Origin of the sequence: Kitasatospora sp. NBC_00315, assembly GCF_041435095.1 — a bacterium.
Lineage (GTDB): Bacteria > Actinomycetota > Actinomycetes > Streptomycetales > Streptomycetaceae > Kitasatospora.
In genome coordinates this window covers 4968785-4994609 of the sequence record NZ_CP108025.1, presented here as the reverse complement: position 1 = coordinate 4994609, position 25825 = coordinate 4968785, and the positions used below count along the sequence as shown (strand labels likewise).

The following is a 25825-nucleotide window of genomic DNA, read 5'->3' as shown; positions in this document are numbered from 1 at the left end:
ACTGATCTTCGCTCGGGCGGAGGCCGTGCAACGGCCGCGCCCACCCGCGCGCTCACCGGCGGGCCCGGACCACCGAGACGCTCGGTGTTTGGGAGGAACCTCCAAGGGATCCCCGCTCGCACCCGCGAAACTCTGGCGATCGGTCCAGGCGCCGATACCCCATCGTACTGGCACCGGGAATGTCAGCTCGCGCCCCCTTGACAACACCGGGCACCCATGGGTGATTCCGGCACCCGTACGTGCCGGTACGACCGTGCGGCCGACGATCAGGCGGTGCCCTCGGCGAGCGCCCGCAGCCGGCTCAGCGCGCGGTGCTGGGCGACCCGGACGGCGCCGGGCGACATCCCGAGCACCTCCCCGGTCTCCTCCGCGGAGAGTCCGGCCGCCACCCGCAGCAGCACCAGCTCGCGCTGACGGGCCGGCAGATTGGACAGCAGTTCCTTGGCCCAGGCCGCGTCGCTGCTGAGCAGCGCGCGCTCCTCCGGCCCGAGCGCGTCGTCCGGCAGCTCGGGCAGGTCGTCCGGCGGGATCACCGTGGAGCCGGGCCCGCGCATCGCGGCCCGCTGAAGGTCGGCGATCTTGTGCGCGGCGATGCCGTACACGAAGGCCTCGAACGGCCGGCCCTGGTCGCGGTAGCGCGGCAGCGCGCAGAGCACGGCCACGCAGACCTCCTGGGCGACGTCGTCCACGTGGTGGCGCGCGCCGCCGGGCAGCCGGACCAGCCGGCCGCGGCAGTAGCGCAGGGCCAGCGGGTGGACGTAGGCGAGCAGCGTGTCGATGGCCGGGCCCTCGCCGCGGACGGCGGCGGCCACCAGCTCGGCCATCGGCGCGGAGCCGGCTTCGGGCGACGACGGGAGTGCGGCGTCGTGGCCGACCGGGTCGTCGAGGGCCGAGCCGCCCGCCGTCGGGCCGTCGTCCGCGGGGTCGGGCCCCGGGGGGGAGCTGTCCGCGGCGTCCGGCCCGTGGTCCGAGGAATCGTCCGAGGAGTCGTCCGAGGAATCGTCCGAGGAGTGGTCCGAGGAGTCGTCCGGGAGTTCGGACGGCCGCCCGCCGGACGCCTCGTCCGGTGCCTCGCCGGGGGATCCGTCCGCCGTTCCGTCCGCGTACGACGAGGCCCGGCCGGGGCCGGAGAGGCCGGCCGCCTGCTGGTCCGCCTCGCCCATGGCGGAGGCAACGTCGTCGCGCATCGGTCCATGGTGCCTGGTCGGGCCGGAAAACATCGCACCGCGTCCGGAGTTGTGCACCGGAACGTTATGTGCTGCCACCGCGTCATGTGCCGCCGTACCGTTCGCCGGCGGGCCGTGCGCGGGCACGGCGTGCACCGGTGGGTCCAGCCCCGGACCGTTCTGCACCGTGCCGCCTCCCGCCCCGCCGCCGGCGGTCGACCCGCCTGCCGCGCCGTACGCCGAGTGTCCTGCGGCTGCGTCGTGCGCCGCAGTGCCTGTCCGCTGGTCCCCGAGGTGCTCCACTCCTCCATGGTGCAACCTCGGGACCGTAACGTCACACGTCTGCGCGAGGGGAATCGCGAGGAGGGTGCCCCGGCCGACAGGTCCGCGGTCGGTCAGCGGACCAGGCCCCACCGGAATCCCAGGGCCACCGCGTGCGCGCGGTCCGAGGCGCCGAGCTTCTTGAACAGGCGCCGGGCGTGCGTCTTCACGGTGTCCTCGGACAGGAAGAGCTCCCGGCCGATCTCCGCGTTGCTGCGGCCGTGGCTCATGCCCTCCAGCACCTGGATCTCACGCGCCGTCAGCGTCGGCGCCGCACCCATGTCGGGGCTGCGCAGCCGGCGCGGCGCGAGCCGCCAGGTCGGGTCGGCGAGCGCCTGGGTGACGGTGGCCCGCAGTTCGGCGCGCGAGGCGTCCTTGTGCAGGTACCCCCGTGCCCCCGCGGCCACCGCGAGCGCGACGCCGTCGAGGTCCTCGGCGACGGTGAGCATGATGATGCGTGCGCCCGGGTCGGCGGACAGCAGCCGCCTGACCGTCTCGACGCCGCCGAGTCCGGGCATCCGGACGTCCATCAGGACGAGGTCGGAACGGTCGGCCACCCAGCGGCGGAGGACCTCCTCACCGTTCGTCGCGGTGGTGACCCGGTCGACGCCGGGTACGGTCGCGACCGCGCGGCGAAGCGCCTCGCGGGCAAGCGGGGAATCGTCGCAAACGAGAACGGAAGTCATGACCGTCCTCCGCTGCTGATCCGCGTCACGTTGAGCCTCCTGGCTGGTACGAATCTCTCCGACACGGCCGTTCGGCGACAGACCCCGTGCTGACCGCCGGTTCTCCCCGCGATCCTTCCCGACGTCCGACGCCCGCCAACCGCCTCCGCACATCCAACGACCGTCACCCGAATGAGTTACGGCCTTCCGGGCCATCTCCACCACTGTACGTGGCCAACCCATTACGGATCAGCCGCATCGCGGGGCGCGTGCCGCACTTTTCCGCAGCTCGTGCGCGGTCGGCGCGCGACGCGCACGCCGGTGCGGGACCGCACGCCCGCACCGGCCACTCGATTGACGCAGTCCCGCCCGCCGAACTACATGCCCACTTTGCCCGTTTTTATAGCTTTTGTACGGTCATTGACTGTTGTGCCACTCTGTGGGTGACTTGTCCATGAGGTTGCCTTAAGTCATATTTCCAGGTGTCCACACCAGCGCACTGAAGCCTCGCCGAGCAGAGACCGGGCCGGCGAGTCGCCGACGAGCCCTTGAAGGGAATGAGCCATGGCAGATTTCTCCCGCCTTCCCGGCCCCAACGCGGATCTCTGGGACTGGCAGCTCTCCGCAGCCTGCCGGGGCGTGGACAGCTCGCTCTTCTTCCACCCGGAGGGCGAGCGCGGGGCCGCGCGCAGCTCGCGCGAGGCCAGCGCCAAGGAGGTCTGCATGCGGTGCCCGGTGCGCACCGAGTGCGCCGCCCACGCCCTGGCGGTACGCGAGCCGTACGGCGTCTGGGGCGGCCTCACCGAGGACGAGCGCGAGGAGCTGATGGGCCGCTCGCGCAACCGGCTGGCCGAGGTTCCCCTGACCATGCCGACGGGCGTCCGACGCTAGAGCCATCGTCTCCCCCGCCGTGAAGAAACGTTTCTTCACGGTCTCCCCGGTGCCCGCGGGCCATGTCGGGAGGCCAGGGGGCGCCCCGGCCCGGCTGCCCGCCCGGGTACACCGCGGCACGCCCGGAACCCCGCGACGCCGCGACACGCCCAGGGCACCGCGGCACGCCGGAGCCTCCCGACACGCCGGTCCCGTGACGGACGGTCACCGCCCGGCCGCGGACTCCGTCAGCCGGTCGAGCATCAGCGAGACGGCCGGGACGTCGGCGAGGTCCGCGAGCGTCAGGGCGACCACCTGCCGGATCGCCGGCGCGCCGGAGGCGGCCCGCAGCGGCACCGCCGACACACCCTCGTGGCGCACCGAGTCCAGCGCCAGCCCCGGCAGCACCGCCACCCCGAGCCCGGCCGCGACCAGGCCGACCACGGCCGGGTAGTCGTCCGTGGCGAAGTCGATCCGGGGCTCGAAACCCGCTGCCTCGCAGAGTTCCACCAGATGACCCCGGCACTGCGGGCAGCCGGCGATCCACTGCTCCCGCGCCAGCTCGGCCAGGTCCACCGTCCGCTGCCCGTCACGGCCCGCCAGCGGGTGCGCGGCGGGCAGCAGGCCGACCAGCGGGTCGTCCAGCAGCGGCCGGACGACCAGGTCCGACCAGTCGCCGGCGGCCGCCGCGGCGGCGGCCTCCAGGGTGGCCTCGGCGCGGGCCTCGCGCGGGGTGTTGTGCGGGGAGGGCAGGACGGCGCCGCCCCGGGAGTCCGGGTACCGGAAGGCCAGCGCGACCTCGCACTCGCCGGCGCGCAGCATCGACAGCGACTCCGTCGGCTCCGCCTCGACCAGCGAGACCCGCACGCCCGGATGGCTCGCCCGCAGGCGGGCGACGGCGGGCGGCACCAGGGTGGAACTCGCGGTCGGGAACGAGACCAGCCGTACCCGCCCGGCCCGCAGGCCGGCGATCGCGGCCACCTCCTCCTCCGCGGCGGACAGCCCGGCCAGGATGCCGTTGGCGTGCTTGAGCAGCACCAGGCCCGCCTCGCTGAGCTGCATGCCGCGCCCGGCCCGCACCACCAGCGGCGTGTCGACGGACTTCTCCAGGGCCTTCATCTGCTGGCTGACGGCCGGCTGGGTGCAGCCGAGCTCGCGGGCGGCGGCGGAGAAGGAGCCGGTCCGCGCGACGGCTCGCAGGACGCGGAGATGGCGGGCCTCGATCATGGCTCAGTTATAAGGCATTCTTTGCGGAGCGCAAAATTCCTCTGATATGTGGTTGAACGTTGGAACAGCGGACGCCCGGGCCCGCAACGCCGCGGGCCCGGTACGCACCACCAGGGTGCGTACCGGGCCCGCGGTCACCGACTCACCGGCTCGCTCGCCGGCAGGGCGTCGGTGGATCAGTGCGAGTGACCGTGGCCGCCGTGCGAGTGACCGGCGCCGGCCTCCTCGTCGGCCGGCTTCTCCACCACGAGGGTCTCGGTGGTGAGCAGCAGCGAGGCGATCGAGGCGGCGTTCTCCAGCGCGGAGCGGGTGACCTTGACCGGGTCGATGACGCCGGCCTTCAGCAGGTCGCCGTACTCGCCGGTGGCGGCGTTGTAGCCGAAGCCCGCCTCCAGCTCGGCGACCTTGTGGGTGATGACGTAGCCCTCGAGACCGGCGTTCTGGGCGATCCAGCGCAGCGGCTCGGCGAGCGCCTTGCGGACGACGGCGACACCGGTCGCCTCGTCGCCGGTCAGGCCCAGGCCGCCGTCGAGCACCTTCTGCGCGTGCACGAGGGAGGCGCCACCACCGGCGACGATGCCCTCCTCGACCGCGGCACGGGTCGCCGAGATGGCGTCCTCCAGGCGGTGCTTGCGCTCCTTGAGCTCCACCTCGGTGGCGGCGCCGACCTTGATGACGCAGACGCCGCCGGCCAGCTTGGCCAGACGCTCCTGCAGCTTCTCGCGGTCCCAGTCCGAGTCGGTGTTGGCGATCTCGGCCTTGATCTGGCCGACGCGGCCCGCGACGGCCTCGCTGTCGCCGGCACCGTCGACGACCGTGGTGTCGTCCTTGGTGATGGTGACGCGACGGGCGGTGCCCAGCACCTCCAGGCCGGCCTGGTCGAGCTTGAGGCCGACCTCCTCGGAGATGACGGTGGCACCGGTGAGGGTGGCCAGGTCGCCGAGGATGGCCTTGCGGCGGTCGCCGAAGCCGGGGGCCTTGACGGCCACCGCGTTGAAGGTGCCGCGGATCTTGTTCACCACGAGGGTGGACAGCGCCTCGCCGTCGACGTCCTCGGCGATGATCAGCAGCGGCTTGGTGGCGCCACCCTGCAGGATCTTCTCCAGCAGCGGGAGCAGCTCCTGGATGGAGGAGATCTTGCCCTGGTTGATCAGGATGTACGGGTCCTCGAGGACCGCTTCCTGACGCTCCGCGTCGGTGACGAAGTACGGCGAGAGGTAGCCCTTGTCGAACTGCATGCCCTCGGTGAAGTCCAGCTCCACGCCGAAGGTGTTCGACTCCTCGACGGTGATGACACCGTCCTTGCCGACCTTGTCGATCGCCTCGGCGATGAGCTCGCCGACCTGGGAGTCCTGCGCCGACAGACCGGCGACGGCGGCGATGTCGTCCTTGCCGTCGACCTCACGGGCGATCGAGAGCAGGTGCTCGGAGACCGCGGCGACGGCCTTGTCGATGCCCTTCTTCAGGGCGGCCGGGCCGGCGCCCGCGGCGACGTTGCGCAGACCCTCGTTGACCAGGGCCTGGGCCAGCACGGTGGCGGTGGTGGTGCCGTCACCCGCGACGTCGTTGGTCTTGGTGGCGACCTCCTTGACGAGCTGCGCGCCAAGGTTCTCGTACGGGTCGTCGAGCTCGACCTCACGGGCGATGGTGACACCGTCGTTGGTGATGGTCGGGGCGCCGAACTTCTTGTCGATGACGACGTTGCGGCCCTTGGGGCCGATGGTCACCTTGACGGTGTCGGCCAGCTTGTTGACACCGCGCTCCAGCGAGCGGCGGGCGTCCTCGTCGAACTGCAGAATCTTCGGCATGTTCCCGTTTCCCTCAGGGTTACTGAATACGTGAGCCAACAGCCGCGCCCCGGGCCCCTGTCGTTGAAGACACGGATCCGGGGCGGGCGGATACGGACCCGTGGGCCCGTGAGGTCTTACTTCTCGATGACCGCGAGAACGTCGCGGGCCGAGAGGACGAGGTACTCCTCGCCCTTGTACTTCACCTCGGTGCCGCCGTACTTCGAGTACAGGACGATGTCGCCCACGGCGAGGTCGAGCGGAAGACGCTGACCGTCCTCGAAGCGACCCGGACCGACGGCCAGGACGACGCCCTCCTGGGGCTTCTCCTTGGCGGTGTCCGGGATAACCAGGCCGGAGGCCGTGGTGGTCTCGGCGTCGAGCGGCTGGACCACAATGCGGTCCTCGAGCGGCTTGATGGCAACCTTGCTGCTGGTGGTCACGTCCGAGCTCCCCTTCGGAGATTACGGGGTTGTCCTACAGGTCTTTGTGGTGACTGCGTGCCTGCCGTCGCGGGGGTCAGACACGCTTCACCGTTAGCACTCACCCGGTGGGGAGTGCTAACGATGACCATAGGCGGCGGTTAGCACTCAGTCAACCAGAGTGCCAACGGCGCGCGGGGCGATTACCGAAACCGCAAGCGCGTACGGGCCGCACGGGTGCACGGACCGCCCGAGCGGCCGGGCCGGTCAGCGGGAGCGACCCGGCCGGCCGGGGAGAATGGCCGGGTGGAGACCGAGAGCTTTCAGGCCCTGCTGACCCCCGAGGGGCAGTCGCTGCTCGCCGAGTTGCGGGCGTACGCCCCCGGCGACGAGCTGGCGCTGGCCACCCGGCTGCGCCGGGACCACCCGGCGGAGCTGGTGTCGGCCGCCCTGGCGCAGGCCAGGCTGCGGCAGCGGGCGCAGGCCAAGTTCGGGGACGACGCCGCGCGGATGTACTTCACGCCGAACGGGGTCGAGCAGTCCACCCGGCGCAGCGTCGCCGAGTGGCGGGCCCGGCGCTTCGCCGCGCTCGGTGTCCGCCGGCTGGCCGACCTGTGCTGCGGGATCGGCGGGGACGCGATCGCGCTGGCCCGGCAGGGGATCGCCGTGCTCGCCGTCGACCGCGACCCGGCGGCCTGCGCGGCCGCCGTGGCCAACGCGGCGGCGCTGGGCCTGGCCGAACTGATCGAGGTGCGCTGCTCGGACGTCGGGGAGATCGACGTGGCGGGCTACGACGCGGTGTTCACCGACCCCGCCCGCCGGACCTCCAAGGGCAGGGTGTTCGACCCCGAGGCGTACTCCCCGCCGCTGTCCTGGGCGATCACGGCGGCCCGCCGCACACCGGTCGGCGCCCTGAAGATCGCGCCGGGCGTCCCGCACGAGCTGGTGCCCGAGGACGCCGAGGCGGAGTGGGTCTCGGACCACGGCGACGTGAAGGAGGCGGTGCTCTGGTTCGGCACCGGGGCCGCGCACCGGCACCGGGCGACCCTGCTCCCGCACGGCGCCAGCCTCACCGGCGGCGACCTGCCGGACCCGGCCCCCGGGCCGGTCGGGCGCTACCTCTACGAGCCCGACGGCGCGGTGATCCGCGCCCACCTGGTGGCCGAGGTGGCCGGCGAGGTGGACGGCCGGCTGATCGACCCGATGATCGCGTACCTGACCTCGGACCGCCTGGTGTCCACCCCGCACGCGCACGCCTACGAGCTCACCGACGTCCTGCCGTACAACGTCAAGCGGCTGAGGGCCCTGCTGCGCGAGCGCGGCGCCGGCACCGTGGTGATCAAGAAGCGTGGGCTCGCGACCACCCCCGAGGAGCTGCGCAGGAAACTGAAGCCGGAGGGGCCGAACAGCGTGACGGTGATCCTCTCGCGGGTCGGCGACGGCCACCTGATGATGCTCGGCAACCCGGTGCTGCCCTAGCCGTCCCGACCACCCGCGCACCCGCGCACCCGGTCGGAACGGCAGCAACGGCGGCGACGACCGGACGGGACCTAGGCGGGTGGCTGGATGTAGTCCTCCAGCCGCGCCACCGCGAAGCCCTGTTCCTGGATGCGGCCGAGCAGCTCGCCGAACATCTGGGTCATGGTCTCGCCCTTGAGGTCCTTGGGCCCGCGGAAGTGCGCCAGGATGATGTCACCGGGCTTCAGCTTCTTGTCCGCCGCCTGGTACTGCATGTCGTGGATCTGCATGGACTCGCGCCAGAGCACGATCGCCCGGGGCCCGCACTGCTGGACCGCCATGTTGAGCGCGGCGGTGTCGGCGCCGTCCCCGTAGGGCGGGCGGAAGAGCAGCGGCGCCCTGCCGTACTGCTGGGTGAGCGCGGCCTGGTCGTCGCAGACCTCGCTCTTCTGCTTGTCCGCCGTGATTTTGCTCATCACCGGGTGGTCGACGGTGTGGTTCTGGATGTGGTTGCCGAGGGCCTGCAACGGCTTGAAATAGCCGTAGTCGTTCTTGACGATGTCGCGGGTCAGGAACATCGAGACCGGCACCTTGAGGTCGGTCAGCATCTCGACGAACCGGGGGTCCTTCTCGGCGCCGTCGTCGAGGGTGACGAAGACGACCCTGTCGGTGGTCCGCACCTCGCTGAACACCGGAACGGTGCCGGTGGCGGTGAGCTTGACCGGCTTGTCGGCGGGCGGCGGCGGGGCGGCCGGCAGCGGCGTGAGCTTCCACTTCGCCCAGGCCGGAGCGGCCGCGTCGGCGGCCGGGCCGCCGCCCTGCGGCGAGCGGGACGTGCTCGGCGAGGAGGACGAACTCGGCGGGGCCGTCGGCACCGGCGGGTTCTTCCTCGCCGCCGGCACGCCGCCCCCGCAGCCGCTCACCAGCGCGCCGAGCGCCAGCGCCCCCACCGTGTACGTCCTCGTCCTGCTCCAGCCGTACCGCTCCACCGCGCCCGCTCCCCGAATTCGTCCAGCCGACTCCCAGGAAGCACGCTATCGGCCCGGACGGTGGGCTCCCGCACCGGTCCACTCGGCGCGCCCGACGTGTCCCCAGGGGTCGCCGGCCGCCGCGGTTCGGAGGGCTTGGCGGAGCGGAGGGCTCAGGAGGGCTCAGGAGGGCTCAGAAGGGCTCAGGAGGGGTCTGAGACCTCGACGTCCCCGGGGCCTCGACGTGCTCGCTGGTGAAGGCCCAGCGGTGGACGGGCCGGGCGAGCAGCCCGGCGGGCGGGTCGGCCACCGGCCGCGGCTCGCCCGTCCACCAGGTGATCAACAGGACCCGGTCGCCCGGCGCCGCGAACACCTCGGCCCGGATCGGGCCCGCAGCGCCACGCAGCGCGGGCAGCGCTTCGGCGCGCACCCAGGCGGACAGCTCCGCGCCCCGTCCGTCGGCCGCCCGGGCCTCCCACATGGCGGCGGTGGTGGTCACCGCCCCCCGCCCAGCGCCCGGTAGGCGTGGCCGTGCACGTCACCGTGGCCGGCGCCGTCCGCGGCCGGGACGTGCACCTCGGTGACGGGCAGCGAGGAATCCGCGGACAGGTCGGTGGCGGAGGCCGGGCGGCCGCGGCGAACCATCTCGGCGCCCAGCGCCGCGACCATCGCCCCGTTGTCGGTGCACAGCCCCGGTCGCGGTACGCGCAGCCGGATCCCCGCCTTGTCGCAGCGCTGCTGGGCCATCTCGCGCAGCCGCGAGTTGGCGGCCACGCCGCCGCCGATCATCAGGTGGTCGACGCCGCTGTCCTTGCAGGCCTTGACGGCCTTGCGGGTGAGCACGTCGGTGACCGCCTCCTGGAAGGAGGCCGCGACGTCGGCGACCGGGACGTCCTCCCCGGCCCGGCGCTTCGCCTCGACCCAGCGGGCGACGGCCGTCTTCAGACCGGAGAACGAGAAGTCGTACTCCGGGTCCCTGGGGCCGGTCAGGCCGCGCGGGAAGGCGATGGCCCGCGGATCCCCCTCGCGGGCGCGGCGGTCGATCGCCGGGCCGCCGGGGAAGCCCAGGCCGAGCACCCGGGCGACCTTGTCGAAGGCCTCGCCGGCCGCGTCGTCGATGGTCGCGCCGAGCGGGCGGACGTCGCTGGTGATGTCCTCGCTGAGGAGCAGCGAGGAGTGCCCGCCGGAGACCAGCAGGGCCATCGTGGGCGACGGCAGCGGGCCGTGCTCCAGCTGGTCCACGCAGATGTGCGAGGCGAGGTGGTTGACCCCGTACAGCGGCTTGTCGAGCGCCCAGGCGTAGGCCTTCGCCGCGGAGACGCCGACCAGCAGCGCGCCGGCCAGACCGGGGCCGGCGGTGACGGCGATGCCGTCCAGGTCGGAGGGCTTGACCCCGGCGGTGTCCAGCGCCCGGCGGATGGTCGGGATCATCGCCTCCAGGTGCGCGCGGCTGGCGATCTCGGGGACGACGCCGCCGAAGCGGGCGTGGTCGTTGACGCTGGAGGCGACCGCGTCGGCGAGCAGCGTGGTACCGCGCACGATGCCGACGCCGGTCTCGTCGCAGGAGGTCTCGATACCGAGGACGAGCGGTTCGTCAGCCATGGCGGGGGTCCTTATGCACGTCGTTCGTCGGGGCGTCGTTCATCGGGGCGTGGGCCGCCGGGGCGTCGTTCGTCGGGGCGTGGGCCGCCGGGGCCGCGGCCCCCGGGCGGTCGAGGCGCATCACCAGCGCGTCCACGTCGGCGGGCTGGTAGTAACCGCGCCTGATGCCGACCGGCTCGAAGCCGAACCGCTCGTAGAGGCGCTGGGCGCGCGGGTTGTCGACCCGGACCTCCAGCAGGAGTTCGGCGCAGCCGCGCCGGCCGGCCTCCCGGACCAGGTCGTCGAGCAGCGCCGCGCCCAGGCCGCCGCCCTGTCGCCGCTGGTCGACGGCGATGGTCTGGACGTCGCCCTCGCCGGCCACCACCATCAGGCCCGCGTAGCCGGCGAGGGCTCCGTCGGGGGTGGTGGCGACGGTGTAGTGCCGGGTGCCGCCGGGACGGGCCTCGGCCAGCTCGGACCAGTACATGGCACTGGACCAGGCGTCCTCGGGGAACAGCCGCAGCTCCAGCTCCATCACCGGGGCGATGTCCCACCAGCGCATCGGACGCAGCGTGGTGGCGTTCGGGCCGGGAGTCACGCCGGGAGCACCGCCTTGTACCCGGCCGGGACCTGGGCGTCCGGGCGGCGCAGGTACAGCGGGACGCAGGGCAGCAGCTCGCGCCCGGCGGCCAGTTCGGCGGCGGCGAAGGCGGCCAGCGCGCCGGCCGAGACGTGCTCGGGCCCGCCGGCCCCGGGGAAGGCGTCGGGGTGGAGCAGCGCGCCGGCGCCGACCGATCGCGCGGCCCCGTCGAGTTCGGCGGGGCGGTCGACCGCGGGGCCCTCGGTCCGGGCGCCGGCCTCGTCGTAGGAGGCCCAGTAGACCTCCTTGCGGCGCGCGTCGGTGGCCACCGTGAACGGACCGGTGAGGCCCTCGGCGCGGGCCTGGTGGGCGATCGCGTCCAGGGTGCAGACGCCGTGCACCGGGATGCCGAGGGCGTCGCCGAGGGCGGCGGCGGTCACCAGCCCGACCCGCAGGCCGGTGTAGGGACCGGGGCCGACGCCGACCGCGATGCCGGTCAGCCGGTGCTTGTCGACGCCGGCCTCCCGCAGCACCCGGTCGACGGCGGGGAGCAGCAGTTCGCCGTGGCGTCTGGCATCGACCTGGAAGGCCTCGGCCAGGACGGCCCGGCCGTCGTGGACGGCGGCGGTGACGGCGGGGGTGGCGGTGTCGAACGCGAGCAGCAGCACGGGTCAAGGTTAGTTGGTCGCCGGGACCGTATTTCCGTTCCGGTTCGGAACACACGTCCGGATCGGTGCGGCCCCGCCCGGCGGACCTGGCACGATTGGGGCCGACGGTTCTGACGGCAGCGGGAGCACACGTGGCGAAGATGGGTCCTGGAGTGGTGGTCACCGGGCTGACCCTGGGGGCCCTGGCGGTGGTGGGCCTGCTGGCGTTCCAGGCCAGCGGTGCGCAGGACCGCGCGGGCGGCCCGAAGCCCGCCGCGAGCGCCACCTCCGCCGGGCCGTCCTCCTCGGCCCCGGCCGCCGCGCCCAGCGCCTCGGCCACCCCGACCGTGCCCCCGGTGCCGGCCGCCTCGGGAGCCGGCCTGCGGGTGGTGTACTCGCTGGGCTCCCACCACGTGTGGCTGGTCGACCCGAAGAAGACCCCGCAGGTGCAGGGGGCGTTCACGGTCACGCCGGGCGCGGTGGAGCCGCCGGTGGGCGTGTACTCGGTCTACAGCCGCAAGGCCGCCACCACGGGCAGCGACGGCAAGCAGATCGAGCACGTGGTGCTGTTCACCCAGCAGAACGGCATCGTGTTCGGCTTCAGCGCGGCCGTGGACGGCGCCACCCCGACGGCCGATCCGGCCGCCAAGACCGGCGGCATCCGGCAGAGCCGGCAGAACGGCCAGCTGCTCTGGGACTTCGCACCCACCGGGACGAAGGTCGTGGTCGTCGCCTGACCCGCGGCCCGTCCGCCGGGCGTCCCGGCTCAGGCGGCCGTCCGGTGCACGGGCGGCCTGGCGCCCTGGCGCCGGTACGCGGGCGGGGTGGACACGGCCTCCGCGGCGGCGCAGGCCGCCAGCAGCGTACGCATCGCGACCCCGGCGCCGGGCCCCGGCGCGTCGGCGGGATCGGCCGGCGGTACGGCTCCGGGAGCGGACCGGGCGACTTCGCCGGCCCGGTCGCGCGGCGCGCGCTCCGGGGCGGGGGTGGTGCTCGACATGGCGCCTCCCTAGTTAGGCATACCTAACCGCAACGCCCATCCCACCATGCCCGGCGCCCTGCCCGCAACACCTTGCCGACAGCCTGTCGGAAAACCGCCCCGGCGGTCCGGAGCCTCAGCCCCCGGCCAGCGCTGCCAGCTCCACCCCGGCCCAGCGCGCCCCGAGCCCCGTGAGCCGGACCAGGCGCGGGTCCTCGTCGTCGTCCGCCCGGTCCGGCGAGGCGGTACCGTCCGCCGCCCGGCCGTCCGCCACCCCGTCCTGCGGGGCGCCGCCGAGCGCGCGCTCGATCCGTACTTCGAGCCGGTTCTCGGAGAGCTGCTCGACCTTGCCCTCACCCCACTCGACCACCACCACCGACTCCGGCAGCGAGACGTCCAGGTCGAGATCCTCCATCTCGTCGAGGCCGCCGCCCAGCCGGTAGGCGTCGACGTGCACCAGTGCCGGTCCGCCCACCAGGGAGGGGTGCACCCGGGCGATCACGAAGGTCGGCGAGGTGACCGCGCCGCGTACCCCGAGCCCCGCGCCCAGGCCCCGGGTCAGCGTGGTCTTGCCCGCGCCCAGTTCGCCGGAGAGCAGCACCAGGTCACCCGGGCGCAGCAGCGCGGCCAGGTCCCGGCCGAGCCGGCCCATCCGCTCGGGAGTGGCGACGGTGAGTGTGGCTTGCGCGCCCATGCCTGTGTCGTGCCCTTCGATCCGTGCGGAGCCGCCGTCCGGCCGCCGCCACCGCTACGGTGCCACACCGGCGGGCGGCGGCGTGCCGGGGCCGCCCGCGCCCGGCCGCGGAGCGGTCACTGCGGTTCGGCGAGCTCCTGGACGGCCTGCGGCAGCGGCTGCGCGCCGGCGTACTCGACGGCCCGCCGGAGCAGCCCGGCCAGGTGCCGGTCGACCAGCTCCGGGCGCTCCAGCATCACCAGGTGGCCGGCGTTCTCCACCAGGACGAGTTCGGCGCCGGGCAGCGCGCGGGCGATCGCCTCGCTGTGCCCGGGCGGGGTGAGCAGATCCCTGGTACCGGCCAGGACCAGGGCCGGGATGCCGTGGAGGGCGGCGAGCGCGTCGAGCTTGTCGTGCGTCCCGAAGGCCGGGTAGAACTCGGCGACCACGTCGATCGGGGTGGCGTCCAGCAGCTGTTCGGCGAAGCGCACCACACCGGGGTCGACGTCCTTGCCGCCGAAGGAGAACCTCCGGTAGAAGACGGCCGCGAAGTCCGCGCCGAACCGCCGGGTGGCCTCGACCAGCTCGACCTGGCGGCCGAGCAGTTTCATCATCCCCGGGGCGACCCGGCGGAACAGCTTGGCCCCGACGGCCGGCAGGCCGAGTGTGACGCTGTCCCAGTCGCTGGCCAGCGTGCCGATCAGCGCGACCCCGGCGACCCTCCCGCCGCCCCCGGTGGGGGACGCCCCCGCGCCGAACAGCTCGGGGTACTGGGCGGCGAGCGCCATCACCGTCATGCCGCCCATCGAGTGACCGACCAGTACGATCGGGCCCTCGGGCGCCACGGCGTCCAGGACCGCCATGAGATCCCCACCCAGCTGGTCGATGCTCGCGGCCTCGCCCGCCAGGAAGGTGCGGGAGCGTTCGGAGCGCCCGTGGCTGCGCTGGTCCCAGAAGACCAGCCGCATGCCCTCGCGCAGCGCGGCGCGCTGGAAGTGCCAGCTGTCCTGGTTGAGGCAGTAGCCGTGGCAGAACACCACGGTGAGCGGCGCGGCCACGGCGGGCGGCGGCCCGCCCGGGCTCCTGCGGCCGCCCGCCCGGAGCAGTGCGCCGGAGCCGGCCAGCACCCCGGGCAGTCCGGTGCGGTCGACCGCACCCCCGTCGGTGCGCCGCCGGGCGAACCAGGCGCGCCTGGCGCCCCGGCCCGGCTCCTCGGGTTGCGGCTGGACGGGGCCCGGCCAGCCGGTGCCGTCCAGCTCGACGTACAGCTCGGTGCCGTCCGGCGCGCCGACGGTCCGCGGACGCCCGCGCAGCGACCCGTACGGGGCGGTGGCGTCCAGCGCCTCCCGGGCCCGGCGGCGCATCGCCCGCCCGACGGTGAGGCGCTCGACCGCCACACCGGCGGCGGCGCCCGCCGCGACCACACCGACCGAGATGCCGATCAGCCCGGCCCGGCTCACCCCGGCCGAGGCGCTGCCGGCGGCGCGGGCCACCGCCGCGATCGGGTTGCCGCCGTCCTGCTCGCTCATGCCGTGGCACCACCGGCGGACGGCGCGCCGGGGACGGCGCCGACGTACCGGCGCGGCACCCGGCCGCCGATCCGGGTGACGATCTCGTACGACACCGTGCCGCAGGCCCGGGCCCAGTCCTCGGCCGTGGGCTCACCCTGCTCGCCGGTGCCGAAGAGCAGCACGTCCTCGCCGACCCGGGGGGTGTCACCGCCGAGGTCCACCACGAACTGGTCCATCGCGACCCGGCCGGCGACCGTGCGCCACTTGCCGGCGATCTGCACCGGCCCGGTGTTGCTGGCGTGCCGGGGGATGCCGTCCGCGTAGCCCAGCGGGACCAGGCCCAGCGTGGTGGCACCCGGCGTCGTGTAGTGGTGGCCGTAACTGACGCCGTGACCGCCGGGCACCTCCTTGACCAGGGCCAGCCGGGCGGTCAGCGACATCACCGGGCGCAGCCCGAAGTCGGCCGGTCCGCCGACCTCCGGGACGGGCGAGAGCCCGTAGGTCGCCAGGCCCGGGCGGACCAGGTCGTAGTGCGCCTGCGGGAGCAGCAGGGTGGCCGGCGAGTTGGCCAGGTGCCGGACCTCGGGGCGCAGCCCGGCGCCCTCCGCGTACGCGAGCGCGGCCGCGAAGCCGTCCAGCTGGGCCTGGATGGACGGGTGGCCCGGCTCGTCGGCGGCGGCGAAGTGCGACCAGACGCCCGCGGCCGTCAGCAGGCCCTCGGCCTCGGCCCGCAGGACGGCGGCGACCAGGTCGGGCCAGTCGTGCGGCTGGCAGCCGTTGCGGCCGAGGCCGGTGTCGGCCTTCAGGTGCACCCGGGCCGGCACGCCGCAGGCCCGGACGGCCGCCAGCAGCTCGTCGAGCGCCCATCGGCCGCTGACCGAGATGTCGACGCCGGCGCGCAGCGCCTGCTCCCAGGGAGCGCCCGGGGTCCAGAGCCAGCACAGGATGCGGGCCCGGTCCGGCCCGATGCCGGCCGCGCGCAGGGCCAGCGCCTCCTCCGGGGTGGCGGTGCCCAGCCAGGTGGCCCCGGCCTCCAGGGCCGCCAGGGCGCACGGCAGCGCGCCGTGGCCGTAGGCGTCCGCCTTGACCACGGCCATCACGGCGGGACCGCCGGTGCGCTCGCGCAGGGCGGCCACGTTCGCGCGCAGGGCGGCCAGATCGATGGTCGCCTCGGCCCGGTGGTGTCGGCCGGGGGCATCGGCGGTGGTGGCCGCCCCGGTCGTGTTCGCAGTTGTCATCGGGGTCAGTCTCCCAGACCGGTCCGGGTGCCCGCCGGACGGCCCGGTCAGGCCGTGTCCCGGGCGCGGCGCGCTCACCCGTCCCGGCGGCCCGCCCGGCCGGCGGGCGCGGCCGCGCGGACGTCGCGCCAGACCGCCGGCAGCTCCCGGGCCAGATCGCTCGCCGCCACCGGCGCGCCCCCACCGTCCGCGCCGGTACCGGCCGCCCGGCGTCCGGCCAGACCGTGCAGGTAGGCGGCGGCCGAGGCGGCGTCCAGCGGGGTGAGGCCGGCTGCCAGCAGCGAGCCCGCCAGGCCGGCCAGGACGTCCCCGCTGCCGGCCGTGGCCAGCCAGGAGGTGCCGGTCGGGTTGACCCGGGCCTGGCCGGTGGGCTCGGCGACGACCGTGCTGGAGCCCTTGAGCAGGACGGTCGCCCGGTAGCCGGCCGCGAGCCGGCGGGCGGTGCGCAGCCGGGCCGCCGCGAGCTGCCCGGCGTCCGGGGGCGGGCCGCCGTCCACGCCCGCGAGCAGCCGGGCCGCCTCGCCGGTGTGCGGGGTCAGCAGGGTCGGTGCGGTGCGCGCGGCGAGCACGGCGGGGCCGAGCCGGGCCAGCTCGGTCAGGCCGTCCGCGTCGACCAGGACGGGCACGTCGGCCGCCAGCGCCTCCCGCAGCGCCTGCTCGGCGCCGTCACCGCCGCCCGGTCCGACCACCCAGGCCTGGACCCGGCCGGCGCCGGCCGGCCCGCCCTCGGTGACCAGCACCTCGGGGAAGCGCCGGACCACCTCCTCCGCCGCCGTGCCCACGTACCGCACCGCGCCCGCACCGCCGCGCAGCGCGCCGGAGACCGCCAGAACCGCCGCCCCCGGGTACTTCGCGGAGCCCGCCGCCACCCCGACCACACCGCGCCGGTACTTGTCGCTCTCCGTGCCGGGTCGGGGCAGCAGCGCGGCCACGTCCGTGTGCTGCAGCGCCGTCAGAGCCGCCGGCGGCAGGTCGAGGCCGATCGGCACGAGCTGAACCGCACCGGCGTGGGAGGCGCCGGGATCGACCAGCAGACCGGGCTTGTGGCTGCCGAACACCACCGTCACGTCGGCCCGCAGCGCCGCCCCCGGCACCTCGCCGGTGTCGGCGTCGACGCCGCTCGGCACGTCGACCGCGACCACCAGGGCGGGGCGCGGGGCGGTGGCGTACGGCTGCGCCCCGGCCCGCAGGCCGCCCCGGCCGCCGATACCGACGATCCCGTCCAGCGCGAGGTCCGCGGCCGTGAAGGCGGCCAGGCCGGCCGCCGGCTCCGTCAGCACCCGACCGCCGGCCGACCGCAGGGCGGCCAGGCCGTCGGCGTGCGCCCGGTCGGGCGCCAGCAGGACGGCGGTGACGGCGGCGCCGCGCCGGGCCAGCAGCGCGCCCGCGTGCAGGGCGTCACCGCCGTTGTCCCCGCTGCCGGCGAGCACCGTCACCCGGCTGCCGTAGACCCTCCCCCGGTGGTCCGCCAGCAGCCTGGCGCAGGTCGCGGCGAGACCGGCGGCCGCCCGCCCCATCAACGTGCCCTCCGGCAGCCGGGCCATCAGCTCGGCCTCGGCCGCCCGGATCCGCTCGACGGTGTGTGCGTGACGCATTCCCCGGCCTCCAGTGGCTCAGCCCTCGGCGATGACTACCGCCGACGCTACGCCCGCGTCGTGGCTGAGCGACACGTGCCACGAGGCTACGCCCAGTTCGGCGGCGCGCGCCGCGATCGTCCCGGTGACCCGCAGCACCGGCCGGCCGGACGCCTCGGTGTGCACCTCGGCGTCGTGCCAGTTCAGCCCGCCGGGCGCGCCGAGCGCCTTGGCCAGCGCCTCCTTGGCGGCGAACCGCGCCGCCAAGGAGGCCGTCCCCCGCCGCGATCCGGACGGCAGCACCAGCTCGGCCTCGGTGAACAGGCGCTCGGCCATCCCCGGCGTGCGCTGCAGGGCCTCCCCGAACCGGTCGATCCCGGCCACGTCGATCCCGACCCCGATGATCACGCCCCACACTCCTCCGCCGCAGTCCCTCGCTGCCGGGGACCTTACGGCACGCCTTCGGGGTGAGAGCCGCTGCGAACCCCCTTCGCCACCGGCCGGTACGCCCGCCGGGTGCTGTTCGGCGAGCCGCTCGGCCTGCCCGCGCCGGTCTCCCGCGCGCCGGCCGCGGCGCCCCTGCGGTGGAACGCGGCCACCGCAGGGGCGCCCGCCCGGCCTATTCGACCGTGACGGACTTCGCCAGGTTGCGCGGCTGGTCCACCTCGTGGCCCTTGGCGGTGGCCAGCTCGCAGGCGAAGACCTGCAGCGGCACCGTCGACACCAGCGGCTGGAGCAGCACCGGCGTGACCGGGATGCGGATCAGGTGGTCGGCGTACGGCACGACCGCCTCGTCGCCCTCCTCGGCGATCACGATGGTCCGCGCGCCGCGGGCCCGGATCTCCTGGATGTTGGAGACGATCTTGTCGTGCAGGATCGACCGCCCGCGCGGCGAGGGAACGACCACCACGACCGGCAGCCCCTCCTCGATCAGCGCGATCGGGCCGTGCTTGAGCTCGCCCGCCGCGAAGCCCTCGGCGTGCATGTACGCCAGCTCCTTGAGCTTGAGCGCGCCCTCCAGTGCGACCGGGAAGCCCACGTGCCGGCCGAGGAAGAGCACCGACTTGGCGTCCGCGAGCGAGCGGGCCAGCTCACGGACCGGCTCCATCGTCTCCAGGACCTGCTCGATGGCCTTCGGCGCCTGGCCGAGCTCCTTGATCACGGCGAAGATCTCGTCGCCCCACTTGGTGCCGCGCACCTGGCCGAGGTAGAGCGCGACCAGGTAGCAGGCGACCAGCTGGGTCAGGAACGCCTTGGTCGAGGCGACCGCGACCTCGGGGCCGGCGTGCGTGTAGAGCACCGCGTCCGACTCGCGCGGGATGGTCGAGCCGTTGGTGTTGCAGATCGCCAGCACCTTGGCGCCCTGCTCCCGGGCGTGCCGCAGGGCCATCAGGGTGTCCATGGTCTCGCCGGACTGCGAGATGGCGATGACCAGCGTCCGCTCGTCCAGGATCGGGTCCCGGTAGCGGAACTCGGAGGCGACCTCGACCTCGCAGGCGATCCGGGTCCAGTGCTCGATCGCGTACTTCGCGATCATGCCGGCGTGGAAGGCGGTCCCGCAGGCGACGATGACGACCTTGTCGACGGCGCGCAGGTCCGCGTCGGCGATCCGCAGCTCGTCGAGGGTGAGCCGGCCGTCGGTGCCGATCCGGCCGAGCAGGGTGTCGGCGACGGCCTTCGGCTGCTCGGCGATCTCCTTGAGCATGAAGTAGTCGTAACCCCCCTTCTCGGCGGCCGAGGCGTCCCAGTCCACGTGGTACTCGCGCACCTCGGCCGGGGTGCCGTCGAAGTTGGTGATGGTCACGCCGTCCCGGCGCAGCTCGACGACCTGGTCCTGACCCAGCTCGACCGCCTCGCGGGTGTGCGCGATGAACGCGGCGACGTCGGAGGCGAGGAAGTTCTCGCCCTCGCCGCGCCCGACCACCAGCGGCGAGTTGCGGCGGGCGCCGACCACCACGTCCGGCGCGTCCGCGTGCACCGCGACCAGGGTGAACGCGCCGTCCAGACGGCCGCAGACCGCCCGCATGGCCTCGGCCAGGTCGCCGTCGAACGCCTCGCCCAGCAGGTGGGCGACGACCTCGGTGTCGGTCTCCGAGCGCAGCGTGTGGCCGCGCTCGGCGAGCTCCGCCCGCAGCTGGGCGAAGTTCTCGATGATGCCGTTGTGGACGACCGCGACCTTCGCGGTGTCGTCCAGATGGGGGTGGGCGTTGGCGTCCGTCGGGCCGCCGTGGGTGGCCCAGCGGGTGTGCCCGATTCCGGTGGTGCCGCCGGGGAGAGGGGCCTCGGCGAGCGACTTCTCAAGGTTGGCGAGCTTGCCGGCCCGCTTGTCGGTGGCGAGGCTCCACTGCCCGTCGGAGCCCAGGGTCTGCACGGCCACACCGGCGGAGTCGTACCCCCGGTACTCCAGCCGTTGCAGGCCTGCGATTACTACGTCAAGAGCGGGCTGAGCGCCCACATATCCAACAATTCCGCACATGCGTGCCAGCATAAGGGCCCGTCGGTCCACCGCTCGGCGGCTCAGAGCCGGTCACTCCGGGACACACGTCGCGTGACCGACACCACAGCAGCCCCGACGGCCCGCACGGCCCACAATGGAGCATGTGCTGACCGAACTCTGTACGCCGGGCGCCGCCGCCTCCGGCGGACCCTCACCCTCGCCGTACGTGGACCTGAGCCGGGCCGAGTGGAGCGCCCTGCGCGAGCGCACTCCGCTCCCACTGACCGCCGAAGAGGTGGAACGGCTCCGCGGGCTCGGTACCGCCCTCGACCTGGACGAGGTCCGGGACGTCTACCTGCCGCTGTCCCGGCTGCTGAACCTCTACATCCACGCCACCCACGAACTGCGCGGGGCGGTGGGCAGCTTCCTGGACACCGGCGACACCGAACGCACCCGCACGCCCTTCGTCATCGGGGTCGCCGGTTCGGTCGCGGTCGGCAAGTCGACCACCGCGCGACTGCTCCAGGCGCTGCTGGCCCGCTGGCCCGAGCACCCCCGGGTCGAACTGGTCACCACCGACGGCTTCCTGCTGCCCAACGCCGAGCTGCGCCGACGCGGCCTGATGGCCCGCAAGGGCTTCCCCGAGTCGTACGACCGCCGGGCGCTGATGCGTTTCGTCGCGGACGTGAAGGCCGGCAAGGACCAGGTCTCCGCCCCGGTCTACTCGCACCTGTTCTACGACATCGTGCCGGACCGCCGGCTCACCGTGGAACGGCCGGACATCCTGATCGTGGAGGGCCTGAACGTCCTCCAGCCGGCCCTGCCGGGCACCGACGGCCGCACCCGGCTGGCCGTGGCCGACTACTTCGACTTCTCGATCTACGTCGACGCCCGCACCGACGACATCGAGAACTGGTACCTCTCCCGCTTCAAGAAGCTGCGGGACACCGCCTTCCAGGACCCGAGCTCCTACTTCCGCCGCTTCACCGAGGTGCCGGAGGACGAGGCGCTGGACTACGGCCGCCAGGTCTGGCGCACCATCAACAAGCCCAACCTGCTGGAGAACGTCCTCCCCACCCGGGGGCGGGCCACCCTGATCCTCCAGAAGGGAGCCGACCACAAGGTCCGCCGCGCCCTGCTGCGCAAGCTCTGACCACATGTCGGCGGCCCGCGACCCCGAAGGGGGTCACGGGCCGCCGACGGCGTACGCGCTGACGGCGCCTCAGCCCAGGTACTTGCGCACGACCTCGGCCAGCCGCTCGGCGACGGCCTTCGCCTGCACCTGGTCGGCGGCCTCCACCATCACCCGGACCAGCGGCTCCGTACCGGAGGGACGCAGCAGCACCCGGCCGGTCGCGCCGAGTTCGGCCTCCGCCTCGGCGACCGCCTCGGTCAGCTCCGGGCAGGTGCCCACCCTGGTCCGGTCGACGTCCTTGACGTTGATCAGCAGCTGCGGCAGCCGGGTCATCACGCTCGCGAGCTCGGCCAGCGACTTCTTGCTGGCGGCCAGCCGGGCGCCGAGCATCAGGCCGGTCAGCGTGCCGTCGCCGGTGGTCGCGTGGTCCAGCAGGATGACGTGGCCGGACTGCTCGCCGCCGAGCGCGAAACCGTGCTGCTTCATCTCCTCCAGGACGTAGCGGTCGCCGACCGCGGTCTGGACGAGGTTGATGCCCTCGCGCTCCATCGCCAGCTTGAAGCCCAGGTTGGACATCACGGTGGCGACCGCGGTGTTGCCGCGCAGCGTGCCGGCCTCGCGCATCGCGACAGCGAGGACGGCGATGATCTGGTCGCCGTCCACCTCGTTGCCGTCGGCGTCGGCGGCCAGGCAGCGGTCTGCGTCGCCGTCGAGCGCGATGCCGAGGTCGGCGCGGTGCTCGGTCATCGCGGCCCGGAGCTTGTCGAGGTGGGTGGAGCCCACGCCGTCGTTGATGTTGAGGCCGGTGGGCTCCGCCCCCAGGGTGTGCACGACCTCGGCGCCGGCCCGCGCGAACGCCTCCGGGGCGACCCGGGCGGCCGCGCCGTGCGCGCCGTCGATGACGACCTTCACACCGTCCAGGCGGTTGGGCAGGACGCCGATCAGGTGCGCGACGTACTTGTCGAAGCCCTCGGTGTACTCGCGGACCCGGCCGACGGCGGCGCCGGTGGGCCGCTTCCAGCTCTCCCCCGCGCCCTCCCGGTAGCGCTGGTAGTGCGCCTCGATGGCGTCCTCGATGCGGTCGTCCAGCTTGTGGCCGCCGCGGGCGAGGAACTTGATGCCGTTGTCGGGCATCGCGTTGTGGCTGGCGGACAGCATCACGCCGAGGTCGGCGCCGAGCGCGCCGGTCAGGTAGGCCACGGCGGGGGTGGGGAGCACCCCGACCCGCAGGACGTCCACGCCCGCGCCGGCCAGGCCCGCGATCACCGCGGCCTCCAGGAACTCGCCGGACGCCCGGGGGTCACGGCCGACCACGGCGACCGGACGGTGGCCGTCGAAGGCGCCCGCGTCACCGAGCACGTGCGCGGCGGCCACGGAGAGGCCGAGCGCCAGTTCCGCGGTGAGGCCCTCGTTGGCCACACCGCGTACGCCGTCCGTACCGAAGAGTCGTCCCACTGTCCTGTCCTCCATCGCCGCTGCTGGCAGTAATCCGGTCGATTCCCCGGCCGCCGCACAGCGGCCGGGGAGCACGACGCCCCGGAGTACACGAGGTACTCCGGGGCGTATGAGCGCTTCCGGGGGCGCGCACCACCAAGGCGCTGCGCTCCCCCGGGGCGCGACTAGCGCTTGCTGTACTGCGGCGCCTTGCGGGCCTTCTTGAGACCGGCCTTCTTGCGCTCGACGGCACGCGCGTCACGCATCAGGAAGCCGGCCTTCTTCAGGGCGGCGCGGTTGTTGTCCACGTCGGCCTCGTTCAGGGCGCGGGCCACACCGAGGCGCAGCGCGTAGGCCTGACCGGAGGTGCCGCCACCCGAGATGCGGGCGACGACGTCGTAGCGGCCGTCGAGCTCGAGCAGCTTGAAGGGCTCGTTGACGGTCTGCTGGTGCACCTTGTTGGGGAAGTAGTTCTCCAGGGTGCGACCGTTGATCTTCCAGACGCCGGTGCCGGGAACGATGCGCACGCGGGCGATCGCCTCCTTGCGACGGCCGAGGCCGGCGCCCGGGGTGGCCTCGCCGAAGCGGCCGGCCAGCGACTCGGAGGTGTAGCTCTCCTCGGAGGTGTACTCGCCCTCGACGACGGTCTCGTCGTTGAAGTCGACCTCAAGGGTTTCAGTGGTCTCGGCCACGGTGTTCCTCAGCTCCTGCTAGTGATGGGGTTTTGGTGGCCGGACTTACTGCTGTGCGACCTGGGTGATCTCGAACGGCACCGGCTGCTGCGCAGCGTGCGGGTGCTGGTCGCCCGAGTAGACCTTCAGCTTGGAGAGCATCTGGCGGCCCAGGGTGTTCTTCGGGATCATGCCCTTGATGGCCTTCTCGACGGCCTTCTCCGGGTTCTTGTCCAGGAGGTCGTCGTAGCGGACCGAGCGGAGACCGCCCGGGAACCCGCTGTGGCGGTAGGCCAGCTTCTGGGTCTTCTTGTTACCCGAGAGGTGCACCTTGTCCGCGTTGATGATGATGACGAAGTCACCAGTGTCAACGTGCGGCGCGTAGATCGCCTTGTGCTTGCCCCGGAGGAGGTTCGCGGCCTGGGAGGCCAGGCGGCCGAGCACGACGTCGGTCGCGTCGATGACGTGCCACTGACGCTGGACGTCGCCGGGCTTGGGGCTGTACGTACGCACGGTCGTAGCCTTCGCTTTTCAGTGAGTGAGTCCTGACAGGAGCACCTGGACGAAAAGACAGCCTGGCTCGCCTTGGACGCAATTCAAGGGGAGCCGCTGATCATCGGCCGGGTATCTCCGGCGTACCGACCTCTCACGTGAGATGGAGCGAGCCAATACGCACAACAAGCGACCAGCCTACCGGCCACATCCGCGAGGGTCAAAAACGCCCGCCCGCCACCGGGTGCTCCGGCGGCGGGCGGGCCCTCCCATCAGCGCTTTCAGCGGTCGCGGACCACGCGGGTCTCGTCCCAGACCGGCTCGGGTGCCTCGTAGACCCGCCCGTCGGAGCCGAAGACCACGAAACGGTCGAAGGTCCGGGCGAACCAGCGGTCGTGCGTGACGCAGAGAACCGTCCCGTCGAAGGCCTCCAGGCCCTCTTGGAGCGCCTCGGCGCTCTCCAGGTCCAGGTTGTCGGTCGGCTCGTCCAGGAGCAGCGCGGTGACGCCGTCGAGTTCGAGCTTGAGGATCATCAGACGGGCCTGCTGGCCGCCGGAGAGCGACTCGAAGCGCTGCTCCTCCTGGCGGTCCAGCTCGTAGCGGCGCAGCGCGCCCATCGCGGCGCTGCGGCTGAGCGCGTGCTCCTCCTCGATGATCGAGCGCACGGTGCGCCCGAACAGCTCGGGATGCGCGTGGGTCTGCCGGAAGTGCCCGGGGACGACCCGCGCGCCGAGCTTCCAGCTGCCGGTGTGCGCGACGCTGTCGTCGCCCGCGAGCATCCGCAGGAAGTGCGACTTGCCCGAGCCGTTGGAGCCCAGCACGGCGACCCGCTCGCCGTAGTAGACCTCCAGGTCGAAGGGCTTCATCAGACCGGTGAGCTCCAGCTGCTCCAGCGTGAACGCCCGCACGCCGGTGCGGCCGCCCTTGAGCCGCATGCTGATGGACTGCTCGCGCGGGGGCTCCTCCGGCCGGCCCGCGTCCTCGAACTTCTTCAGCCGGGTCTGCGCGGCGGCGTAGCGGGTGGCGAGCGCGTGGCTGACCGAGGCCGCCTGGCGCAGCGTCACGACGAGCTTCTTGAGCTTGGCGTGCTCCTCGTCCCAGCGCCGGCCGAGCTCCTCGAAACGCGCGAAGCGGGCCTTGCGGGCCTCGTGGAAGGAGTCGAAGCCGCCGCCGTGCACCCAGACGCTGCTGCCACCGGCTCCGGACTCGACCGAGATGATCTTCTCGGCGGTCCGGGAGAGCAGTTCGCGGTCGTGCGAGATGTACAGCACCGTCTTGGAGGTCGACCTGATCGCCTCCTCCAGCCAGCGCTTGCCGGGGACGTCCAGGTAGTTGTCCGGCTCGTCCAGCAGCAGCACCTCCTCCGGGCCGCGCAGCAGGGCCTCCAGGACGAGCCGCTTCTGCTCACCGCCGGAGAGCGTGTTCAGGCCACGGAACTGGGCGCGGTCGAAGGGCATCCCGAGGGCCGCCATGGTGCAGACGTCCCAGTCGGTCTCGTAGTCGTAGCCCTCGACGTCCGCCCAGTCGGAGAGCGCCTGCGCGTACGCCATCTGGGTCTTCTCGTCGTCCTGCGCCATCATCGCCAGCTCGGCGGCGTCCACCGCCTTGGCCGCCTTGGCGATCCGGGGCGGCGCCACCGAGACCAGGAGGTCCCGTACGGAGGCGTCGGCGGGCAGCGCGCCGGGCGTGTCGCGCTGGTCCTCCCGGCCGGTGGTGCCGACGAACTGGCGCATCACGCCGAGCCCGCCGCTGATCGTCACGCTGCCGCCGTGCGGCTGGATGTCGCCCGCGATCATGCGCAGCAGTGTGGTCTTGCCGGCCCCGTTGGCGCCCACCAGGGCGACCGCGGAGCCCTCCCCCACCCGGAACGACGCGTCGTCGAACAGCACCCGCCCGTCCGGCAGGTAGTACTCCAGGTGCGAAATCTCGACGTGTCCCATATGGCGGATTTTGCCAAGAGAACGGCCCCAGGCCCAAACGGATTAGCCG

25 protein-coding genes are annotated in these 25825 nt (G+C 73.6%); 4 read left to right on the top strand and 21 right to left on the bottom strand.

Features of this window, described 5'->3' with window-relative positions; translation table 11 throughout:
- Positions 1 to 266 precede the first annotated feature (266 nt).
- Together shbA and OG823_RS20740 are read right to left on the bottom strand one after the other, a co-directional pair.
- Positions 267 to 824: an RNA polymerase sigma factor ShbA gene (gene shbA, locus OG823_RS20745; RefSeq protein WP_371484567.1), complete on the bottom strand. Its 558-nt coding sequence runs from the start codon at positions 822 to 824 to the stop codon at positions 267 to 269.
- Between the two features lie 737 nt (positions 825 to 1561).
- Entirely contained in the window at positions 1562 to 2173 is a 612-nt protein-coding gene (locus OG823_RS20740) for a response regulator transcription factor (RefSeq protein WP_014136228.1), read from the bottom strand.
- 543 nt (positions 2174 to 2716) lie between these two features.
- On the opposite strand from OG823_RS20740, the gene OG823_RS20735 reads away from it, so the two are divergent.
- Complete coding sequence (locus OG823_RS20735; RefSeq protein WP_371481069.1) at positions 2717 to 3043, top strand: WhiB family transcriptional regulator; 327 nt, start codon at positions 2717 to 2719, stop codon at positions 3041 to 3043.
- A 204-nt stretch (positions 3044 to 3247) separates the two neighbouring features.
- On the opposite strand, the gene OG823_RS20730 is transcribed toward OG823_RS20735, so the two are convergent.
- The 3 genes from OG823_RS20730 to groES form a co-directional block, all read right to left on the bottom strand.
- A complete protein-coding gene (locus OG823_RS20730; RefSeq protein WP_371481068.1) occupies positions 3248 to 4249 on the bottom strand; it encodes a LysR substrate-binding domain-containing protein in 1002 nt (333 codons plus the stop codon).
- A gap of 176 nt (positions 4250 to 4425) precedes the next feature.
- Entirely contained in the window at positions 4426 to 6057 is a 1632-nt protein-coding gene (gene groL / locus OG823_RS20725; RefSeq protein ID WP_371481067.1) for a chaperonin GroEL, read from the bottom strand.
- A 116-nt stretch (positions 6058 to 6173) separates the two neighbouring features.
- Positions 6174 to 6479: a co-chaperone GroES gene (groES, locus tag OG823_RS20720; RefSeq protein ID WP_049654366.1), complete on the bottom strand. Its 306-nt coding sequence runs from the start codon at positions 6477 to 6479 to the stop codon at positions 6174 to 6176.
- Between the two features lie 285 nt (positions 6480 to 6764).
- Here groES and OG823_RS20715 point away from each other — a divergent pair, with 285 nt between their 5' ends.
- The gene (locus tag OG823_RS20715; protein WP_371481066.1) at positions 6765 to 7937 is read left to right on the top strand and encodes a methyltransferase domain-containing protein; all 1173 of its coding nucleotides are present in this window, start codon (positions 6765 to 6767) and stop codon (positions 7935 to 7937) included.
- A gap of 71 nt (positions 7938 to 8008) precedes the next feature.
- Here the strand turns inward: OG823_RS20715 and OG823_RS20710 are convergent, their stop codons facing one another.
- The 5 genes from OG823_RS20710 to tsaB all read right to left on the bottom strand — a co-directional run bounded on the left by OG823_RS20710 (position 8009) and on the right by tsaB (position 11713).
- Positions 8009 to 8905, bottom strand: coding sequence for a polysaccharide deacetylase family protein (locus tag OG823_RS20710; RefSeq protein ID WP_371481065.1), 897 nt, complete (start codon positions 8903 to 8905; stop codon positions 8009 to 8011).
- 172 nt (positions 8906 to 9077) lie between these two features.
- The gene (locus OG823_RS20705) at positions 9078 to 9383 is read right to left on the bottom strand and encodes a hypothetical protein (protein WP_371481064.1); all 306 of its coding nucleotides are present in this window, start codon (positions 9381 to 9383) and stop codon (positions 9078 to 9080) included.
- The gene (tsaD, locus tag OG823_RS20700) at positions 9380 to 10486 is read right to left on the bottom strand and encodes a tRNA (adenosine(37)-N6)-threonylcarbamoyltransferase complex transferase subunit TsaD (RefSeq protein ID WP_371481063.1); all 1107 of its coding nucleotides are present in this window, start codon (positions 10484 to 10486) and stop codon (positions 9380 to 9382) included. Before tsaD ends, OG823_RS20705 begins: the two co-directional genes overlap by 4 nt.
- Positions 10479 to 11027, bottom strand: a complete 549-nt coding sequence (gene rimI, locus OG823_RS20695) for a ribosomal protein S18-alanine N-acetyltransferase (protein WP_371484565.1) — start codon at positions 11025 to 11027, stop codon at positions 10479 to 10481. Before rimI ends, tsaD begins: the two co-directional genes overlap by 8 nt.
- A 32-nt stretch (positions 11028 to 11059) precedes the next feature.
- On the bottom strand, positions 11060 to 11713 hold the full coding sequence (gene tsaB / locus OG823_RS20690) for a tRNA (adenosine(37)-N6)-threonylcarbamoyltransferase complex dimerization subunit type 1 TsaB (protein ID WP_371481062.1): 654 nt from the start codon (positions 11711 to 11713) through the stop codon (positions 11060 to 11062).
- Positions 11714 to 11853: 140 nt separating this feature from the next.
- On the opposite strand from tsaB, the gene OG823_RS20685 reads away from it, so the two are divergent.
- Positions 11854 to 12429, top strand: coding sequence for a hypothetical protein (locus OG823_RS20685; RefSeq protein ID WP_371484564.1), 576 nt, complete (start codon positions 11854 to 11856; stop codon positions 12427 to 12429).
- 29 nt (positions 12430 to 12458) lie between these two features.
- Here OG823_RS20685 and OG823_RS20680 read toward each other — a convergent pair whose 3' ends face one another.
- The 7 genes from OG823_RS20680 to glmS form a co-directional block, all read right to left on the bottom strand.
- Positions 12459 to 12692, bottom strand: a complete 234-nt coding sequence (locus OG823_RS20680) for a hypothetical protein (RefSeq protein WP_371481061.1) — start codon at positions 12690 to 12692, stop codon at positions 12459 to 12461.
- A 115-nt stretch (positions 12693 to 12807) separates the two neighbouring features.
- On the bottom strand, positions 12808 to 13365 hold the full coding sequence (gene tsaE, locus OG823_RS20675; RefSeq protein WP_371481060.1) for a tRNA (adenosine(37)-N6)-threonylcarbamoyltransferase complex ATPase subunit type 1 TsaE: 558 nt from the start codon (positions 13363 to 13365) through the stop codon (positions 12808 to 12810).
- A gap of 116 nt (positions 13366 to 13481) precedes the next feature.
- Positions 13482 to 14873, bottom strand: coding sequence for an alpha/beta fold hydrolase (locus OG823_RS20670; RefSeq protein ID WP_371481059.1), 1392 nt, complete (start codon positions 14871 to 14873; stop codon positions 13482 to 13484).
- A complete protein-coding gene (gene alr / locus OG823_RS20665) occupies positions 14870 to 16093 on the bottom strand; it encodes an alanine racemase (protein ID WP_371481058.1) in 1224 nt (407 codons plus the stop codon). The genes OG823_RS20670 and alr overlap by 4 nt, the downstream gene beginning before the upstream one ends.
- A gap of 74 nt (positions 16094 to 16167) precedes the next feature.
- Positions 16168 to 17688, bottom strand: coding sequence for an NAD(P)H-hydrate dehydratase (locus tag OG823_RS20660; protein WP_371481057.1), 1521 nt, complete (start codon positions 17686 to 17688; stop codon positions 16168 to 16170).
- A gap of 18 nt (positions 17689 to 17706) precedes the next feature.
- Positions 17707 to 18075 (bottom strand): holo-ACP synthase, encoded by a 369-nt coding sequence (locus OG823_RS20655; RefSeq protein ID WP_371481056.1) that lies wholly within the window; start codon positions 18073 to 18075, stop codon positions 17707 to 17709.
- A 211-nt stretch (positions 18076 to 18286) separates the two neighbouring features.
- Positions 18287 to 20143 carry a glutamine--fructose-6-phosphate transaminase (isomerizing) gene (gene glmS / locus OG823_RS20650; protein ID WP_371481055.1) on the bottom strand — a complete coding sequence of 619 codons (1857 nt, stop codon included), beginning with the start codon at positions 20141 to 20143 and terminating at the stop codon, positions 18287 to 18289.
- Positions 20144 to 20258: 115 nt separating this feature from the next.
- On the opposite strand from glmS, the gene coaA reads away from it, so the two are divergent.
- Positions 20259 to 21257 carry a type I pantothenate kinase gene (coaA, locus tag OG823_RS20645; RefSeq protein ID WP_371481054.1) on the top strand — a complete coding sequence of 333 codons (999 nt, stop codon included), beginning with the start codon at positions 20259 to 20261 and terminating at the stop codon, positions 21255 to 21257.
- 69 nt (positions 21258 to 21326) lie between these two features.
- Here the strand turns inward: coaA and glmM are convergent, their stop codons facing one another.
- From glmM to OG823_RS20625, 4 genes are all read right to left on the bottom strand, one after another.
- Entirely contained in the window at positions 21327 to 22694 is a 1368-nt protein-coding gene (gene glmM / locus OG823_RS20640; protein WP_371481053.1) for a phosphoglucosamine mutase, read from the bottom strand.
- A gap of 164 nt (positions 22695 to 22858) precedes the next feature.
- A complete protein-coding gene (gene rpsI, locus OG823_RS20635; protein ID WP_371481052.1) occupies positions 22859 to 23365 on the bottom strand; it encodes a 30S ribosomal protein S9 in 507 nt (168 codons plus the stop codon).
- A 45-nt stretch (positions 23366 to 23410) separates the two neighbouring features.
- Positions 23411 to 23857, bottom strand: a complete 447-nt coding sequence (gene rplM, locus OG823_RS20630) for a 50S ribosomal protein L13 (RefSeq protein ID WP_073924285.1) — start codon at positions 23855 to 23857, stop codon at positions 23411 to 23413.
- A 260-nt stretch (positions 23858 to 24117) separates the two neighbouring features.
- Positions 24118 to 25776, bottom strand: a complete 1659-nt coding sequence (locus OG823_RS20625; RefSeq protein WP_371481051.1) for an ABC-F family ATP-binding cassette domain-containing protein — start codon at positions 25774 to 25776, stop codon at positions 24118 to 24120.
- Between the last annotated feature and the right edge of the window lie 49 nt (positions 25777 to 25825).

Excerpts from the sequence above, each read along its gene's own strand:
- shbA (WP_371484567.1), bottom strand. The coding sequence starts at position 824 with ATGGCCGAGCTGGTGGCCGCCGCCGTCCGCGGCGAGGGCCCGGCCATC.
- OG823_RS20740 (WP_014136228.1), bottom strand. The coding sequence starts at position 2,173 with ATGACTTCCGTTCTCGTTTGCGACGATTCCCCGCTTGCCCGCGAGGCG.
- OG823_RS20735 (WP_371481069.1), top strand. The coding sequence starts at position 2,717 with ATGGCAGATTTCTCCCGCCTTCCCGGCCCCAACGCGGATCTCTGGGAC.
- OG823_RS20730 (WP_371481068.1), bottom strand. The coding sequence starts at position 4,249 with ATGATCGAGGCCCGCCATCTCCGCGTCCTGCGAGCCGTCGCGCGGACC.
- groL (WP_371481067.1), bottom strand. The coding sequence starts at position 6,057 with ATGCCGAAGATTCTGCAGTTCGACGAGGACGCCCGCCGCTCGCTGGAG.
- tsaD (WP_371481063.1), bottom strand. The coding sequence starts at position 10,486 with ATGGCTGACGAACCGCTCGTCCTCGGTATCGAGACCTCCTGCGACGAG.
- rimI (WP_371484565.1), bottom strand. The coding sequence starts at position 11,027 with ATGCGCTGGTGGGACATCGCCCCGGTGATGGAGCTGGAGCTGCGGCTG.
- OG823_RS20685 (WP_371484564.1), top strand. The coding sequence starts at position 11,854 with ATGGGTCCTGGAGTGGTGGTCACCGGGCTGACCCTGGGGGCCCTGGCG.
- OG823_RS20680 (WP_371481061.1), bottom strand. The coding sequence starts at position 12,692 with ATGTCGAGCACCACCCCCGCCCCGGAGCGCGCGCCGCGCGACCGGGCC.
- tsaE (WP_371481060.1), bottom strand. The coding sequence starts at position 13,365 with ATGGGCGCGCAAGCCACACTCACCGTCGCCACTCCCGAGCGGATGGGC.
- OG823_RS20670 (WP_371481059.1), bottom strand. The coding sequence starts at position 14,873 with ATGAGCGAGCAGGACGGCGGCAACCCGATCGCGGCGGTGGCCCGCGCC.
- alr (WP_371481058.1), bottom strand. The coding sequence starts at position 16,093 with ATGACAACTGCGAACACGACCGGGGCGGCCACCACCGCCGATGCCCCC.
- OG823_RS20660 (WP_371481057.1), bottom strand. The coding sequence starts at position 17,688 with ATGCGTCACGCACACACCGTCGAGCGGATCCGGGCGGCCGAGGCCGAG.
- glmS (WP_371481055.1), bottom strand. The coding sequence starts at position 20,143 with ATGTGCGGAATTGTTGGATATGTGGGCGCTCAGCCCGCTCTTGACGTA.
- coaA (WP_371481054.1), top strand. The coding sequence starts at position 20,259 with ATGGAGCATGTGCTGACCGAACTCTGTACGCCGGGCGCCGCCGCCTCC.
- OG823_RS20625 (WP_371481051.1), bottom strand. The coding sequence starts at position 25,776 with ATGGGACACGTCGAGATTTCGCACCTGGAGTACTACCTGCCGGACGGG.